Source organism: Pseudomonas sp. 28 E 9 (assembly GCF_900004785.1).
Classification (GTDB): Bacteria; Pseudomonadota; Gammaproteobacteria; order Pseudomonadales; family Pseudomonadaceae; genus Aquipseudomonas; species Aquipseudomonas orientalis_A.
Genome location: NZ_CVTK01000057.1, coordinates 439,184 through 455,373, shown reverse-complemented (window position 1 = coordinate 455,373; position 16,190 = coordinate 439,184). Strand labels below are relative to the sequence as shown.

Sequence of the window (16,190 nt, the reverse complement as noted above, 5' to 3'; positions counted from 1 at the left end):
CTATCAGGCTTGGGTCAACGTCTTCACTGCACGTTCAAAACGGTCCAGGCCTTCCTTGATGTCCGCCTCTTCCACCACCAGGCTTGGCGCAAAGCGCAGCACGTCCGGGCCGGCTTGCAGGATCATCAGGTTCTCTTTCTCGGCGGCGTTGAACACGTCCTTGGCCCTGCCTTTGAACGCATCGCTGAGCACACAACCGATCAGCAAGCCCATGCCGCGCACTTGCGTAAAGATGCCGTATTGCGTACCGATCTGCTCCAGGCGCGCCTTGAACAGCGCGTGTTTGGCATTCACGCCGGCCAGCACTTCGGGGGTGTTGATCACGTCGATCACGGCTTCCGCCACCGCGCACGCCAGCGGGTTGCCGCCATAGGTGGTGCCGTGGGTGCCGACCACCAAGTGCTTGGCCAGGTCTTCACGGGTGAGCATCGCGGCAATCGGGAAGCCGCCGCCCAGGCTCTTGGCGCTGGTGAGGATGTCCGGCGTCACGCCGTAATGCTGGTAGGCGAACAGGTGACCGCTGCGGCCCATGCCGGTTTGCACTTCGTCAAATACCAACAGCGCGTCGTGGGCGTCGCACAGTTCGCGGGCGCCTTGCAGGTAAGTCAGTTCGGCCGGCAATACACCGCCCTCACCCTGGATCGGCTCCAGCACCACGGCGCACGTCTTGTCCGACACGGCGGCCTTCAGTGCAGCCAGGTCGTTGTAAGGCACATGGGTGATGCCAGTGATTTTCGGCCCGAAACCATCGGAGTACTTGGACTGGCCACCGACGTTGACGGTGAACAGTGTACGGCCGTGGAAGCTGTTCAGCGCGGCGATGATCTCGTACTTCTCGCTGCCGAAACGGTCGAACGCGACGCGACGGGCCAGCTTGAAGGCGGCCTCGTTGGCTTCGGCGCCGGAGTTGCAGAAGAACACGCGCTCGGCAAACGTGGCGTCGATCAGCTTATGAGCCAGGCGCAGCGCCGGCTCATTGGTGAACACGTTGGAGACATGCCACAGCTTGTTGGCCTGTTCGGTCAGCGCACCGACCAGCGCCGGATGGGCGTGGCCCAATACGTTGACCGCGATGCCGCCGGCAAAGTCGATCAGCTCGCGACCGGCCTGGTCCCACACGCGCGAACCTGCGCCACGCACGGGAATAAAGGCGGCAGGTGCATAGTTGGGCACCATGACCTGGTCGAAATCGGCACGTTGCACCGGGGCTTGCTCAACGGACATCGGAGTCTCCTGAAGAGGAACGCCTGCCTGGAACTGGCGGGCGATGCAGGGATTGTAAGGACAGTTTTCGGCTGGGCCTTGTCGCCAAGCGACAACTTCTTATAGCGCCAACCCGCGTTTTTCGGGGGTTTACGCCAATGCGACAAATAGCGTCGCAATGGCGCAGTTTAAACGGTGCATCAGGTTTGCGTCAGGATATCCGGTGAAAGGATTGCGACGCGCTAACTATCTAAAGTTCGCCCTCCGGGACCGACTGATTTACTGCAAGCCTTTAAGACTTGCACGGACCCGCTCCATGACGAACATCGACTATTCCGATACCCGCCTGCCTGACAGCCACTATCAACTGTTGACCGGCACCCTGCCGCCCTGGCTCGGCAACGCCTCTGCCAGCAAACGCCAGGCGCTCAAAGCCGTCCAGCCGCTGCAGTTGCAGGGCAGCGCTGAACAACGGGCCGCACTCGCGCGGCTGACCGGCGCCCACTGGGAGGCGCAAAACAGCGTAGACCTGGGGTTGCAAAGCCTGCAGGACATCAAGGCGTTCGCCACGCCGATACTCGAACAGGCACTCAAAGCCGACTTCAACCTGGCGCTGGATGTCGAGGCCACCTATCTGCGCCTGTACATCCCCGATCACATCCCCTGGTTTTCGATACGCTCCGGCGCGGCTCGAACCTGGACGGTCTCGCTATTGGACGCCGCCCTGCATAATTTCGAACACAAGGAAACCCTGATCGACGCCTACGCACCGGCCTCGACCTTTATCACAAAGCCCTCGGCCAGCGGCCAATTCGACACCCTGGCGCAGATCAAGCGTGTGCTTTCGATTCCGGCGTTCACCAGCCTGTGCCGTGACCTGGATATCGGCGCCCGCTACGCCCGCTACCTCAACGAAACGCTGGGCATGTCCAACCCGGTGGCCGCTGCGGTCTTGCGCCTGAAGGTCGACGCCAGCCAGAAAGCCGCGCTACGGGCAGCCCTGCAACTGGCCCGGATCAACGCAGATATCAGCGATGACTACGCTGACGTGATCGAAAGCTTGATCGCCGGCACGCCCAACCCCAGGCTCGACGGCGCGCGCCTGCGCTGCCAGGATTTACGCATGATGGGGATTGCGCTGACTGGCATTCAACTGTTCGCCCCCGAGCTTGAAAGCCCGCGGTCGCCGCAACGCCTGGTGGCGTATGTTCCCGATGATCCGCAGCACCCCGTCAAGGAATATGCGTCGCCCCTGGCGTTCAAGCAGGAATTGACCCGACAACTGCGTGACCGCGACTACCAAACCTTTTTCAGCCGCTTCGTGCCCCACGCTCAACTCGGGGTGTTTTTTTCCGGCTTGAGCCAGCATCTGGCACGGATCACCTGGCACCCGCCGGTCAAGGGCAGCGGCCAGGCGCCCTGGCGCAGCACACCCATCGACGACCCCAAGCTACAGTTTGATGCCCAGCCCATCTCGGGCGATCCCTGGTTGCACCTGTACCATCGCAAGCTCGACAAGATCCTCAACGACGCCCGCACGCTGGCGGTCTCCACCGCCAGCGTCGATCGTGAGGCGCGCTGGCGGCTGTGGGACTCTTTCGTCGATGTGGCGGCCTCAATCCTCAATGCCGCACTGATGGTGGTGGCCCCCTTCGTCCCGGGGCTGGGCGAATTGATGCTGGGCTACATGGCCTATCAACTGCTTGATGACGTGTTCGAAGGCATCGTCGACTGGGCCGAAGGCCTGGGCAAGGAAGCCTTCGGTCATCTCATGAGCGTGCTGGAATCCCTGGTGCAAATGGGGGCTTTCGCAGTGGGCGGGCAGATTGGCCCGGCCGAGTTGCGCAAAGTGCTGCCCGAACCTGTCCTCGCGTACATCGACAGCTTCAAACCGGTGAGCCTGGCCAACGGCGCCCAACGCTACTGGAAACCGGACCTGGCGCCCTACGAATATCCATCCGCCTTGCCGCCGCGCATCGGCATCAATGAGTTGGGCCTGCATGAGGTGCGCAGGGAATCGATTTTGCCCCATGAAGGCAAGCTGTACTCCGTGGAAAAAGACGCCGACAGCGAGTTCTATCGCATCAAGCACCCAAGCCGTCCTGAAGCCTACCGCCCCGTGGTGCGACACAACCAGGCCGGCGCCTGGCATACCGAGCTTGAACAACCGCTGGCATGGGACAGACCTACGCTGTTGCGTCGGCTGGGGCACAGCGCCCAGGCATTGAGCGAGGCGGACCGGGAGCTGGCCCTGCGCATCAGCGGCGTTCCCGAAGACGCCGTGCGCAAGATGCACGTCAACAGCGAGCGTCTGTCGCCCCTGCTGGACGATACCTTGAGCCGCCTGCGCATCGACCGCAGCCTCCAACGGCTGATCGAGCAGCTGCGCAGCGACGACCCGGCGGTGCATCACCAGATCGACCCTCAAGACACCTTGCAGTTGCTGACCACCCACGGGCCATGGCCGCGTACCAAAGCGTTGCGCATCATCGATGACAAAGGCCAGACCGCCTGGGCGTTCGGCGACAAAAACGTGCCGGTGATCCAGGTACACGAAGCCCAGCTGGAAAACGGCGACTTGCTCAAAACCGTCTTGCGTGGGCTGAGCCCCGAGGAAATTCGCGCCCAATTCGATGAACGCGCCAGCGACCCCGAGCTGAGCCTGGAAAACCGCAGCCGCCTGCTGCGCCATAGCCTGGCCGATATTGCCGAGCGTCAGCGCAACGCGTTGTTCGAATCGCGCTATGCACCGCTGCAGGCCTCCGCCGCCCCCCTTACCCAGCAATTGCTCACCACCACGCCTGAATTGCCCGCAAGCGTTGCGCAAACCCTGCTGAACCAAATGACCGGCGCGGAGCTTGCAGTGCTGGATAACGGGAGCACCCCGCCACGCCTGGCCGAACTGGCACGCACCGCAGTGAGCGAAGTGCGGGTCAATCGCGCCTACGAGGGGCAGCATCTGGACGCACCGCGCGCCCTGGACACCGATCGCCTTGAATTGAACAGCCTGCGCCTGCTGCCGGGCTGGTCGAGCGAGATACGGCTCGACGCTCGCCATCACTCGCCGACCGGCCCCACCTGGCTGCAGATCGGCCCGACTGATGCGCCCATTCGCCGCACACTGGTGCGCACCGAAGCAGGGCGCTACATCCCCTGCGACGAACAGGGCGAGCTCTCGAGTGAAACGGATCTGTATTCGGCCATCTTGAGTGCACTGCCCGATCAACAACGCGACCAGCTCGACCTGCGGATTCACCAGGGCGCAGAACTCAAGAGGCGCCTGCGGCACAATCCACTGCCCCGCGATGAACTGCGTGTGCTGCTCACGCCTGATATCAAACCGCAGAGCGTCACTGAAACCCTGCGTCTGTTAGGCAGCGACAACGGCTATCGTGCCCAGGCACCGGCACCGCTGGGCCCGCCGAGCCTGCTGGACCGCGCGCACGCCCTGTACCCCAAACTTCACGCACTTCAATTGACCACCCTGGTAAACCATTTGCACTCGCGGCCAGGTGGCGCGCTTGCCGGCCTGGAAGCGCTGGGCATCGAATACGGCCATTTGGAACGTGACCTCACTACCTGGCAACGCAATATCCCGCTTCAAGATCCCGCAAACGGCTCCCTGCTCAGCGCGCGGCAGCGTCAGTACGAGCAACGCAATCGCGAACTCATTGCCACTGAACTCAAGCGCTGCTGGCGCCGGGAGCTGCCCGTTGATGATTACTTCGAAGACCCTGCGCGCGACGGCTACCGGCTGAACCTTCACTACCACATTCGCGGCGAACTTCCACGGCTATCGGCCAACTTCGATCACGTCTCGATGCTGACCCTCTCAGGCAGCAACCACACACAGGGCGCCGCCGGGTTTCTGGCCCACTTTCCCCGCCTGCGCCATCTGAGCGTTGACAGTATTCCCTTGGGCAACGTGCCACTGGTCGTGTTTCAGATGCGCAACCTGAACGTACTGAGCCTGAGCGACTGCAGCGTCACCCTGACGCCCCACAGCCAGGCCCGGCTCGCCTCAATGACCCAACTGCAAACCCTGGACCTGCATAAGAACCCTTTGGGCCGGGTGCCCAGCGTCGAAGCAATGAACGAGTTGAACACGCTGGACCTGTCCGAAACCGGCATTGATCGCCTCCCTCCCGGCATGCTCACCCGCAACGACCTGAGCGCGGCCTTTCTCAGCGGCAACCGGATCAGCGAGTTACCTGAGGCGCTGTTCGATCTGCCCTCACATGCCAGCGTTGCCTTCGACCTGTCTGACAACCCGTTGTCATCGGCTACCCTTGAGCGCGTTAAAACCTACTATCAGCAACATGGCACCTACTGGGAGGCCAATGCGCCAGCGGTCGATGTGCGTGACGCACAACGGCTGTACCCCTCGCTGGACATCAACCAGATCAACCAGCTTATCTACAGCCTCCCGGGCGATCTGGAAGCGGGCAAGCGCGAGCTGGCAAGATTGGCGGGGGAACTGGATACGCTGCTGTCAGAGCTCAACCACTGGGCGCAACAACCGCAGCTGCAACCGCCGGAAGCCACCCGGCGCAGCCAGCTTAACGCCTTGCTTGAACGAAGCTGGCGCAGGGAAATCCCCCAGGACACTCAATTCGTCCATGCCCTGGAAATCCCCGCAACGCTGGCGGGCGAGTTGCCCACGCTGAGCGCGCGCTTCAAGCACGTTGGCTCACTGACCATCAAAGGCAATGGCGGCCCAATGCAATCGTCGGCCTTGATCGACAGCTTCCCGGCCTTGAGCATCCTGCACCTCGAAAACGTTGCGCTCGGCGACATGCCGGCACCGGTGTTCAACCTGCCGGCACTGACCGTACTGGGACTGCCACGCTGCTCGATAGCACTGAGCCCCGCCAGCGCCGCGAAGTTGCAAGGCATGAGCCGCCTCGAATACCTGAACCTGGATCACAATCCACTGGTAAACACCCCGGACTTCAGTCACTTGCCCAGACTGAGCAGCATTTCACTCAAGGACACCGGATTGACCGAGGTCCCCCAGAGCCTGCTGGGCGACCCGCCACGCCAGTCGATCAACTTGAGCAAAAACGCCATCGCACAACTGCCCGACGCGCTGTTTTCCATGCCGGCCTCGAGCACCAGTGGCCTGGACCTGTCGGAAAACCCGTTGGCACCGAAGGCCCTGGAGTCGATCAAACGCTACTGCCAGCGCACCGGCGAAAGCTTCGCCGCCCAGGCGCCCGAGGCCCAACGCCGGCGCACGCAGCAGCTGTACCCTTCATTGCTCGACGCCGAGGCAGACCGTTTCATCTTCAACCTGCCCGGCGACATAGCGGCTGTGGACCCAACGCTGACGCACCTGGAGGCCGAGTACGAACAACTGGGCAATGATTTGCAACTGTGGGTGCAGGCCGTTCCGGACCGCCACCCGATCCTGGATGTGCCGATTGACGAGCCCACCCGTGTCCAGGACCAACTGATGCGGCGCAACTTCAAGACACTGATGGAACAAGCCTGGCGACGAGAAAGCCCCGAGGATGAAGAAAGCCTGGACGATGAGCCGACCCATCAGGTCATACTCGACACACCGGTGCTGGGTGATTTGCCGGCATTGAGCGCCAACTTCGACCATGTGACTGTGTTCCAGCTGGACGGCAATGGCACCACCACAGGTGTCGACAGCACGTTGCGCAACTTCACCCATCTGCAAACACTCAGGCTCAGCAAATGCTCCCTGGGCGCCCTGCCCGAGGCGCTGCAGCGCATGCCCAAGCTGTCCACGCTGGACATGACCGAATGCGCGATCCGATTGACCCCCGAAACCCGTGGCCGGCTGACCGCCCTCACCGAACTTGAGTTCGTCAATCTGAGCAACAACCCCTTGGGCCTTGCCCCTGACATCAGCTCACTGCGTGAACTGACCTCGCTGCACTTGAGTAACGCAGCACTGAACGAAGTTCCGCAGGGCGTCTTCGGCCTGGATCAACTGCAAACGCTGGACCTGAGCAACAACGCCATCCAGGAGATACCGCCGGACTTGCAGGAGTCCTCGGCAGCCTTCAACGGCGACAGCGATTTGAGCGGCAACCCCCTGTCGGCGCAAAGCATCCTGCGCTTGCGTCAGTACTACCAACGCACGGGCGTGGACTTCCAGGTGGCGGCCGCCACCGTGGACAATCAAGGCAGACCCCTGGTAGTGGCCAGGCCTGTCCCCGACGAAGACTGAGGTCGATCAACCGCGCTCGGACGGTACCGACGACAATTCAAACGGGCTGCTGCTGCGCCGCTGGTTGCGGTCTTCGCGCGGCGTAGCGCCGAAGAAGTTACGGTAGGCGCTGGAGAAGTGCGGCCCCGAGGAAAAGCCGCACGACAGGCCGATCTGGATGATCGACTTGCTGGTTTGCATCAGCATCTGGCGCGCCTTGTTCAGGCGCAACTCCAGGTAATACTGGCTGGGGACGCGGTTGAGGTATTGCTTGAAGATGCGTTCCAGTTGTCGTCGGGAAACGCACACGTGCTGGGCGATTTCATCGGTGGTCAGCGGCTCTTCGATATTCGCTTCCATCAATAGAACAGCCTGGGTCAGTTTCGGATGACTGGAACCCAGGCGGTTCTGCAAGGGGATGCGCTGGCGCTCGCCGCCTTCGCGGATGCGCTCTACCACCAGTTCTTCGGAAACCGCGCCGGCCAGTTCGGCGCCGTGATCACGCGCGAGTACCGCCAGCAGCAGATCGAGCACCGACATGCCGCCGCAAGCGGTCAGGCGATCACGGTCCCAATCGAACAAATGGCTGGTGGCGATGACCTTGGGGAAGCGCTCGGCAAAATCGTCCTGCCAGCGCCAGTGCACGGCGGCGCGATAGCCATCGAGCAAGCCGAGCTGGGCCAGCGGGTACACGCCCGCCGATAAGCCACCGATCACACACCCTGCCCGAACCAGTTGCTTAAGCGCAGTGCTGAGCTGGGAAGCGATGACGGTGGGCGGCTCGTCCGCCAGCAGGAACAGTTTCTGAAAGCCGTCCAACTTGCCGGCCCACGGCTCGCCCGGTAACTGCCAGGCCCCTTCGGTTTGCGGCTCGGCCTGCAGAAACGATAACTCGTAGACCACCTCCGGATGCACCCGCTGAGCAACGCGCAAGGCCTCCTCAGCCAGCGCAAGCGTGAGTGCTTTTGTGCTGGGCCAAATCAGGAAACCAATTTTATGGGCGGTCATGGAGTGCTATCCGAAGCGAGTAACGGTAATGAAGACAGAGGCCAATGCTAGCCGGTAAACCCACACAAATCTCAAAAACAATGGTGATCAAATGTGGGAGGGGGCTTGCCCCCGATAGCGGTGTATCAGATCCACATGTACTGACTGACACACAGTCATCGGGGGCAAGCCCCCTCCCACATAAAGCAGCTCCAACAGCAAAGGACTATTTCAAGCTGCCGGAGAGGAACTGCTGCAACCGTACGGACTGCGGGTTCACCAGCACTTCGCGCGGGTTGCCGCGCTCTTCGACAATGCCTTTATGCAGGAACACCAACTGGTTCGACACCTCACGGGCAAAGCCCATTTCGTGGGTCACCACCACCATGGTGCGGCCTTCCTGGGCCAGGTCCTGCATCACCTTGAGCACTTCACCGACCAACTCGGGGTCGAGCGCCGAGGTCGGTTCGTCGAACAGCATCACCTCAGGCTCCATCGCCAGGGCACGGGCAATGGCCACGCGCTGCTGCTCGCCGCCGGACATGTGGCCGGGGAACGCATCCTTGCGATGGCCCACACCGACCTTGGCCAGGTAGTGCTCGGCCTTTTCACGGGCTTCTTTCTTCGACACGCCCAGCACATGCACCGGCGCTTCCATCACGTTTTCAATCGCGGTCATGTGCGACCACAGGTTGAAATGCTGGAACACCATGGACAGGCGCGAACGCATGCGTTGCAGTTGTTTGGGGTCGGCGGCTTTCATCGCGCCGTCTTTGGTCGCGACCAGTTTCAGCTCTTCGTTGTTGAGCAGGATCTTGCCGGCGTGGGGCTGCTCCAGCAGGTTGATGCAGCGCAAAAACGTACTTTTGCCCGAACCGCTGGAACCGATGATGCTGATCACATCACCGGCTGCGGCGGCCAGGGACACGCCCTTGAGCACTTCATGACTGCCATAGCGTTTATGCAGGTCTTGGACTTCAAGCTTGTACATGCGGTCGGTTCTCACAAAAACAGGTGGTCAGTCGTTGAGCAAGCGCCCGTGACGCAGCGCTTCGCGCCCCGCCACCTTGGCCAGCCAGAAACCCGCTTGGGCATAACGCAGCCGTTCAACGGCAAACAATACCCCGGACGTACCCGCGCAGATAATGCTCACGCGGTCTGCCAGGGGATCAATCACTTCAAAAATGGGGTCGCCCTGCTCGACCCAGTCACCGGCCTTACGCAGGTAACTGATCACCCCGGCGTGGGGAGCGAACAGCAATTCGGTGCCTTCGAACGGCATGCCTTCGCACGCTTCGTGTTGCGGCGCCGGCCATTCGCCCTTGATCAGGCCTTGCTCGGCCAGAAACGCCAGGATGCCTTCAGCGTGGAAGATCGCTTCATCGCGGCCGGTGTCAGCCTGGCCGCCCAACTCCAGCGTCGTCGCCAGACAGGCCAGCGGAATCTGCGCGTCGGGGAACGTGCGCGACAAACTCAGCCAGGGCAACGAACAGGCTTCATCAAACGAACTGCCGCCGGAATCTTCCGCGAGCAGGCCGACCTTCACATTCAAATGCGCCGACAGCGAGCGCCACTGCGGCCAGTGCTGGGGCAGTGCGTACATGTGCAGCGCGGCCTCGGCGTCGCAATGCAGGTCGAGCACCACGTCGGCGGTGCAGGCATGGCTGAGCAGGATACGTTGCATGCCTTGCAACTGGCTGCTCGGCGCGGGCAAGGCCGTGAGCACATCGCTCATGGCCTGGCGAATCATGCGCACATTGGCATGGGGGTCATCGCCCAGCTTGCCTTGCAGCCGCTCGGCGACCGGCTCGCTCAGCTCAACGAAATCGCGGTTGAAATTCTTGCCGCTGCCCACCTCGAAACGGCCCTGATGGCTGCCTTGCAGCAACTGGCCCAGGCCCATCGGGTTGGCCACCGGTACCAACTCGATCACGCCGTTAAGCGCGCCTTGCTGTTCCAGTTCGGTGAGGCGTTTTTTCAGCTCCCAGGCCGCGCGCATGCCGGGTAATTCATCGGCATGCAGGCTGGCCTGGATATAGGCCTTGCGCTCGCCACTGCCGAAACGAAACACGCTCAGCTGGCGTTCGCAGCCCAGGTGCCCCCAGGGCAACAGGTGATCGATACGTTCCATATCAATGCTTCCGTGGAGCCAGGTAGCTCAGCCAGCGGCGCTCGGCCAACTTGAACAGGCGCACCAGGATGAATGTCAGGCACAGGTAGAACACGCCGGCGGTGATATAGGCTTCGAACGGCAGGTAATACTGGGCGTTCACCGTGCGCGCGGCACCGGTGATATCGATCAGGGTGACGATGGAGGCCAGGCTGGTGGTCTGCAGCATCATGATCACTTCGTTGCTGTACTGCGGCAGCGCGCGGCGCAGGGCCGACGGCAACAGGATGCGGCGGTACAGCTTGTAGCGCGACATGCCCATGGCCTTGGCCGCTTCGATCTCGCCATTGGGCGTGGCCTTGAGGCTGCCGGCGATGATCTCGGCGGTGTAGGCGCTGGTGTTGATCGCAAACGCCAGGCACGCGCAGAAGGTGGCGCTGGACAACAGCGGCCACAGGAAGCTTTCCCGCACCGCTTCGAACTGGGCCAGCCCGTAGTAGATCAAAAACAGCTGCACCAGCATCGGCGTGCCGCGAATCACATAGGTGTACAGCCACGCCGCACCATTGACGATCGGCTGCTTGGACACGCGCATCAGGCCCAGGGGCAAGGCAGCGAGCAGGCCGAAGAACAGCGCGATGGCGAGCAGTTTGAGGGTGGTCAGCAGGCCGCCGAGGTACAGCGGCATGGCCTCCCAGATGACGTTGTAGTCGAAGATCATAGATCAGCCGCCCTTACGCCTACCGAGTAGCGCTTCTCAAGGTAGCGCAGGGCCAGCAACGACACGCTGGTAATCACCAGATACATCGCCGCCACTGCGAGGAAGAAGGTAAAAGGCTCGCGGGTGGCGTCGGCCGCCTGCTTGGCCTTGAACATCATGTCTTGCAGGCCCACCACTGAAATCAGCGCAGTCGCCTTGGTCAGAACCAGCCAGTTGTTGGTGAAACCGGGGATCGCCAGCCGAATCATCTGCGGCACCATCACCCGGAAAAACACCTGGAAGCCGCTCATGCCATACGCCAGACCGGCTTCAGCCTGGCCCTTGGGAATGGCCATGAAGGCGCCGCGGAAGGTTTCCGACAGGTAGGCGCCAAAGATGAAACCCAGGGTGCCGATACCGGCGGCCAGGGGGTTCAGATCGATATAGTCGTCGTAGCCGAGCAGCGGCGCGACGCGGTTGAGCAGGTCCTGACCGCCGTAGAAAATCAGCAGGATCAGCACCAGGTCGGGGATCCCGCGGATCACCGTGGAGTACAAGTCACCCAGCCAGGCCAACCAGCGCACCGGCGACAGGCGTAACGCGACCCCGATCAGACCCAGAACAATGGCCAGGGCCATGGACGACAAGGCGAGCTGAAGCGTCAACCATGCGCCATCGAGGATAACGGCCCCGTAGCCTTTCAACATGATTCAGGTCCTCGAAAAGGGGGATGAAAAAATGGCGCAAACTTCAGAGTGTTCTGTTGCTTGCGCCATTTCAGACAGACAGCTGCGACGATTTACTTGGCTTCAGGCCCGTAAATGTCGAAGTTGAAGTACTTGTCCTGGATTTTCTTGTACTCGCCGTTGGCACGGATCGCTGCGATAGCCGCGTTGATACGGTCCAGGTTTTCCTGGTCGCCCTTGCGTACCGCGATGCCTACGCCGTCGCCGAAGTATTTGACGTCGGTGAACGATGGGCCGGTGAACGCGTAGCCTTTGCCGGCGGGGGTGTCGAGGAAACCTTCCTGCAGCAGGGTAGCGTCAGCCACGGTGCCGTCGAGGCGACCGGCTTCCACGTCCAGGTAGATTTCGTTCTGCGAGCTGTAAGGCACAACCGTGGCGCCTTTGGGGGCCAGCACTTCCTTGGCGAAACGATCGTGGATCGAACCGCGCTGCACACCAATCTTCTTGCCCTTGAGTTCATCCAGGCTGTCGCTGACCGTGGTGCCTTCCTTCAACACCAGGCGCGCCGGCGTCAGGTAGTAGCGGTTGGTGAAGTCGACGGACTTCTTGCGGTCTTCAGTGATGGACATGGACGACAGGATCGCGTCGATCTTGCGCACTTTCAGCGCCGGGATCAGGCCGTCGAATTCCTGTTCGACCCAGGTGCACTTCACGTCCATCTGCTTGCACAGGGCGTTGCCGATGTCGTAGTCAAAACCGACGATGCTGCCATCCGGCGCCTTCGAGGCAAATGGAGGGTAAGCGGCTTCAATACCAATCTTCAGTGGCTTGCCTTCGGCGAAAGCCTGCATGGACAGCACGGACAGCGCCAGGGCGCCCAACAGCACGAGTTTCTTCATCTTGGGACTCCATCGGTATAGGGCAAAACAGCAGTATGAGCCATGGCCCACGATGCGGCGAAGGTGAAACCGAATAGCGTTGCAGCGTCCTGCGCCAGAGAGTGCCAGCGACGACGAGCGAGTGATCGGCATTCTAACGACAGGCGGAAAGCCGATATTTCCTCAATGCGACAACAATTTACAGAAGCACCGAGAAAGCGGTTCCAGCCCATTGACAGCCTCTGGATTTTATGCAGAGGCAAAAGATATTAAACCAGCTAATGCTGCAAATTGCGGGCCTATTATTCGCAAACCCTTCTGGCACGGCAAGTGTGGCGTTTAATCTTATTTGCGGGGGTGTCTGAAACGCGGTTTTTCGGGGCGCGGACGTAGCCGTTTGCCTCATGCCTGGGCGCAGGGTTACACATTTGCGTTCGACGGTAACATTCAGAAATATCCTACTGCGCAAATCGATATTTATTGGCTTGTTGGTTATGCAGGTCTGCCAGACCACCCTCTGTACACGCCTTGAAATGTAATCCAAATGTGGGAGGGGGCTTGCCCCCGATAGCGGTGTGCCAGCTGATACATGCCCCTCTGACCCACTGCCATCGGGGGCAAGCCCCCTCCCACAAGGGATCTTCACTGTGTGCAAGATCCCATAAAAAAGCCCCACCCGGCCTGCGCCGAATGGGGCTCTGTCCCACCTACCCCGCCTTAAGCGACGTTCATGGTCTTGTGCGTCTCAATCAACTGCGCAACCACACCCGGGTCGGCCAGGGTGGAGATATCCCCCAACCCGTCATACTCAGCCGTGGCAATCTTGCGCAGAATCCGCCGCATGATTTTCCCCGAGCGCGTCTTCGGCAAGCCCGGCGCCCACTGGATCACGTCCGGCGAAGCAATCGGGCCGATCTCTTTACGCACCCAGTTCTTCAACTCCAGGCGCAACTGCTCGCTGGGCTCTTCGCCGCCGATCAAGGTGACGTAGACATAAATGCCCTGCCCCTTGATGTCATGCGGCACCCCCACCACCGCCGCTTCCGCGACTTTCGGGTGGGCGACCATGGCGCTTTCGATCTCGGCGGTGCCCATGCGGTGGCCGGACACGTTGAGCACGTCGTCCACACGCCCGGTGATCCAGTAGTACCCGTCCTCGTCACGTCGCGCACCGTCACCGGTGAAGTACATGCCGCGGAAGGTCTTGAAGTAGGTGTCGACGAAACGGTCATGGTCGCCAAACAGCGTACGCGCCTGGCCCGGCCACGAATCGAGGATCACCAGGTTGCCTTCGGCCGCACCCTCGATCAGGTTGCCCAGGTTGTCCACCAACGCCGGCACCACGCCAAAGAACGGCCGCGCCGCCGAACCCGGCTTGAGCGCATGGGCGCCCGGCAACGGGCTCATCATGTTGCCGCCAGTTTCGGTCTGCCACCAGGTGTCGACAATCGGGCAACGGGATTGGCCGACGTTCTTGTAGTACCAGTCCCAGGCTTCCGGGTTGATCGGCTCGCCCACCGACCCCAGCAGGCGCAGGCTGCTGCCGTCGGCGCCTTCGCAGGCGGCGGTGCCCGACGCCATCATCGCGCGGATCGCGGTCGGCGCGGTGTAGAGGACATTGACCTTGTGCTTGTCGACGATCTTCGCCACCCGCGTGATATCCGGGTAGTTCGGCACGCCTTCGAACAGCAGCGTCGTCGCGCCGTTAGCCAGCGGGCCGTAGACGATGTAAGTGTGGCCGGTGACCCAGCCGACGTCGGCGGTGCACCAGTAGATTTCGCCCGGGCGGTAGTCGAACACGCGCTCATGGGTCAGGGCCGCATACAGCAGATAGCCGCCGGTGGTGTGCTGCACGCCCTTGGGCTTGCCGGTGGAGCCGGAGGTGTAGAGGATAAACAGCGCTTCTTCGGCGCCCATCTCCTTGGGCGCACACACGGTGCCCGCCACTTTCATCAGGTCTTCGTACCAGATGTCGCGATGCTGGTTCCACTTGATCGCGCCATTGGTGCGCTTGCACACGATGACCTTCTGGATGCTGCTGGTTTCCGGGTTGGTCAGGGCGTCATCGACGTTGGCCTTGAGCGGAATCTTCTTACCCGCGCGGATGCCTTCGTCAGCAGTAATAACGACTTTCGACTTACAGTCGATGATGCGACCGGCCAGGGCTTCCGGCGAGAAACCACCGAACACCACCGAATGAATCGCCCCGATGCGGGTACAGGCCAGCATGGCGACCACGGCTTCGGGGATCATCGGCATATAGATAGTCACCACGTCGCCGCGGTGCACATCCTGGCCGCGCAGGGCGTTGGCGAACTTGCAGACTTGTTCATGCAATTCGCGGTAGGTGATGTTGCGGCTCTCGGCAGGGTCATCGCCCTCCCAGATGATCGCGACCTGGTCGCCACGCTCGGCGAGGTGACGGTCCAGGCAGTTGTAGGAAACGTTCAGGGTGCCATCGGCGAACCACTTGATGTCGACATGGTGATCGTCGAACGACGTCTGCTTCACCGTGGTGAAAGGCTTGATCCAGTCGAGACGCTTGGCTTGCTCGCGCCAGAAACCATCGGGATTGACCACCGACTGCTGGTACATCGCCTTGTAGGTCGCCTCGTCGGTCAGCGTGTTGGCTGCTACTTCGGGACGAACGGGGTACAGGGAAGCCGCACTCATCTTTCTTACCTCGGTGACAATAGTTGTTGTTGTATGGCCCCTGTTGTAGCCGGGGTAGGCCTATAGAACCATTCGACGATGGTAGTAACAAGACCCTACAAATTGCCCAGCTATGCCTGTGTGCTGCTCTGGCCCGCGGCCTGCGGCGCTTTGCGGGTGGCTGAAAAAACTTTGATCGACCGATTGTTACAAAAACCGCCAAAGGTGTTTATCAAAAGCACGGGTATATGAATATAACGCGCAGGCTTAGAATCACTTCCGCCAACCAAGGCACTGTGATTAACACCGTAACAGCCCCCACGAAGGCACGTTAATCCGAACTTCCCAACTTTTAAGTTACACATGCGGCCCCACAAGGGCCCCGTGCCCCCTTTCGCCCTGAAGAAGGTAATAAAGAAATGAAAGCTCTATTAGTTATGGCCCTCAGCAGCTTGTGCGCCACCGCCGCCCTGGCCGACGAGGCCCCGACTGAGCTGGCTGGCCAGAATGCACCGATCGTTGAGGACTACACCTATAGCACTCACTTGGATGTGGCCAAAGTATTATCCATGAGCAGTATTCCGGAAGTATGCGAAGTTGTACCGGTGAAGATGGAGTATGAAGACTCACAAGGTCAGCGGCATATTCTTAACTATCAAGTGATGGGCAATGGTTGCTCTAACGGATAACAGCCCTTGCTTCGCCTCATCAAAATCTATGTCTATATAAAGTAATCATTGTTGCGACGAGGAGCATTATCTCGGGCGGCCACTCCAGCCCTCAGTGATGACCG

The 16,190-nt window shown here is 61.0% G+C and carries 10 protein-coding genes; 2 read left to right on the top strand and 8 right to left on the bottom strand.

Going from position 1 to position 16,190, the window contains the following annotated elements:
- Window positions 1–3: 3 nt before the first annotated feature.
- Window positions 4–1,224, bottom strand: a complete 1,221-nt coding sequence (locus tag BFQ00_RS26835; protein WP_065884425.1) for an aspartate aminotransferase family protein — start codon at window positions 1,222–1,224, stop codon at window positions 4–6.
- 295 nt (window positions 1,225–1,519) lie between these two features.
- Here BFQ00_RS26835 and BFQ00_RS26830 point away from each other — a divergent pair, with 295 nt between their 5' ends.
- On the top strand, window positions 1,520–7,405 hold the full coding sequence (locus BFQ00_RS26830) for a leucine-rich repeat domain-containing protein (protein ID WP_065935237.1): 5,886 nt from the start codon (window positions 1,520–1,522) through the stop codon (window positions 7,403–7,405).
- Between the two features lie 6 nt (window positions 7,406–7,411).
- Here BFQ00_RS26830 and BFQ00_RS26825 read toward each other — a convergent pair whose 3' ends face one another.
- The 7 genes from BFQ00_RS26825 to acs all read right to left on the bottom strand — a co-directional run bounded on the left by BFQ00_RS26825 (window position 7,412) and on the right by acs (window position 15,418).
- Window positions 7,412–8,392, bottom strand: a complete 981-nt coding sequence (locus BFQ00_RS26825) for a GlxA family transcriptional regulator (protein WP_065884423.1) — start codon at window positions 8,390–8,392, stop codon at window positions 7,412–7,414.
- A gap of 205 nt (window positions 8,393–8,597) precedes the next feature.
- Window positions 8,598–9,362, bottom strand: a complete 765-nt coding sequence (locus tag BFQ00_RS26820) for an ABC transporter ATP-binding protein (RefSeq protein ID WP_065884422.1) — start codon at window positions 9,360–9,362, stop codon at window positions 8,598–8,600.
- A 27-nt stretch (window positions 9,363–9,389) separates the two neighbouring features.
- Entirely contained in the window at window positions 9,390–10,502 is a 1,113-nt protein-coding gene (locus tag BFQ00_RS26815; RefSeq protein ID WP_065935236.1) for a succinylglutamate desuccinylase/aspartoacylase family protein, read from the bottom strand.
- Between the two features lies 1 nt (window position 10,503).
- Window positions 10,504–11,202: an ABC transporter permease gene (locus BFQ00_RS26810; RefSeq protein WP_065892692.1), complete on the bottom strand. Its 699-nt coding sequence runs from the start codon at window positions 11,200–11,202 to the stop codon at window positions 10,504–10,506.
- Window positions 11,199–11,888: an ABC transporter permease gene (locus BFQ00_RS26805; protein ID WP_065892693.1), complete on the bottom strand. Its 690-nt coding sequence runs from the start codon at window positions 11,886–11,888 to the stop codon at window positions 11,199–11,201. Before BFQ00_RS26805 ends, BFQ00_RS26810 begins: the two co-directional genes overlap by 4 nt.
- A 92-nt stretch (window positions 11,889–11,980) precedes the next feature.
- Window positions 11,981–12,766, bottom strand: coding sequence for an ABC transporter substrate-binding protein (locus BFQ00_RS26800; protein ID WP_065892694.1), 786 nt, complete (start codon window positions 12,764–12,766; stop codon window positions 11,981–11,983).
- 696 nt (window positions 12,767–13,462) lie between these two features.
- Window positions 13,463–15,418, bottom strand: a complete 1,956-nt coding sequence (gene acs / locus BFQ00_RS26795; RefSeq protein WP_065935235.1) for an acetate--CoA ligase — start codon at window positions 15,416–15,418, stop codon at window positions 13,463–13,465.
- A gap of 398 nt (window positions 15,419–15,816) precedes the next feature.
- Here acs and BFQ00_RS26790 point away from each other — a divergent pair, with 398 nt between their 5' ends.
- A complete protein-coding gene (locus BFQ00_RS26790) occupies window positions 15,817–16,086 on the top strand; it encodes a DUF2790 domain-containing protein (RefSeq protein ID WP_014719601.1) in 270 nt (89 codons plus the stop codon).
- Window positions 16,087–16,190: the final 104 nt, after the last annotated feature.

Coding starts and splice junctions, on each gene's coding strand:
- BFQ00_RS26810 (WP_065892692.1), bottom strand. CDS start 11,202: ATGATCTTCGACTACAACGTCATCTGGGAGGCCATGCCGCTGTACCTC.
- BFQ00_RS26790 (WP_014719601.1), top strand. CDS start 15,817: ATGAAAGCTCTATTAGTTATGGCCCTCAGCAGCTTGTGCGCCACCGCC.
- BFQ00_RS26835 (WP_065884425.1), bottom strand. CDS start 1,224: ATGTCCGTTGAGCAAGCCCCGGTGCAACGTGCCGATTTCGACCAGGTC.
- BFQ00_RS26820 (WP_065884422.1), bottom strand. CDS start 9,362: ATGTACAAGCTTGAAGTCCAAGACCTGCATAAACGCTATGGCAGTCAT.
- acs (WP_065935235.1), bottom strand. CDS start 15,418: ATGAGTGCGGCTTCCCTGTACCCCGTTCGTCCCGAAGTAGCAGCCAAC.
- BFQ00_RS26825 (WP_065884423.1), bottom strand. CDS start 8,392: ATGACCGCCCATAAAATTGGTTTCCTGATTTGGCCCAGCACAAAAGCA.
- BFQ00_RS26805 (WP_065892693.1), bottom strand. CDS start 11,888: ATGTTGAAAGGCTACGGGGCCGTTATCCTCGATGGCGCATGGTTGACG.
- BFQ00_RS26800 (WP_065892694.1), bottom strand. CDS start 12,766: ATGAAGAAACTCGTGCTGTTGGGCGCCCTGGCGCTGTCCGTGCTGTCC.
- BFQ00_RS26815 (WP_065935236.1), bottom strand. CDS start 10,502: ATGGAACGTATCGATCACCTGTTGCCCTGGGGGCACCTGGGCTGCGAA.
- BFQ00_RS26830 (WP_065935237.1), top strand. CDS start 1,520: ATGACGAACATCGACTATTCCGATACCCGCCTGCCTGACAGCCACTAT.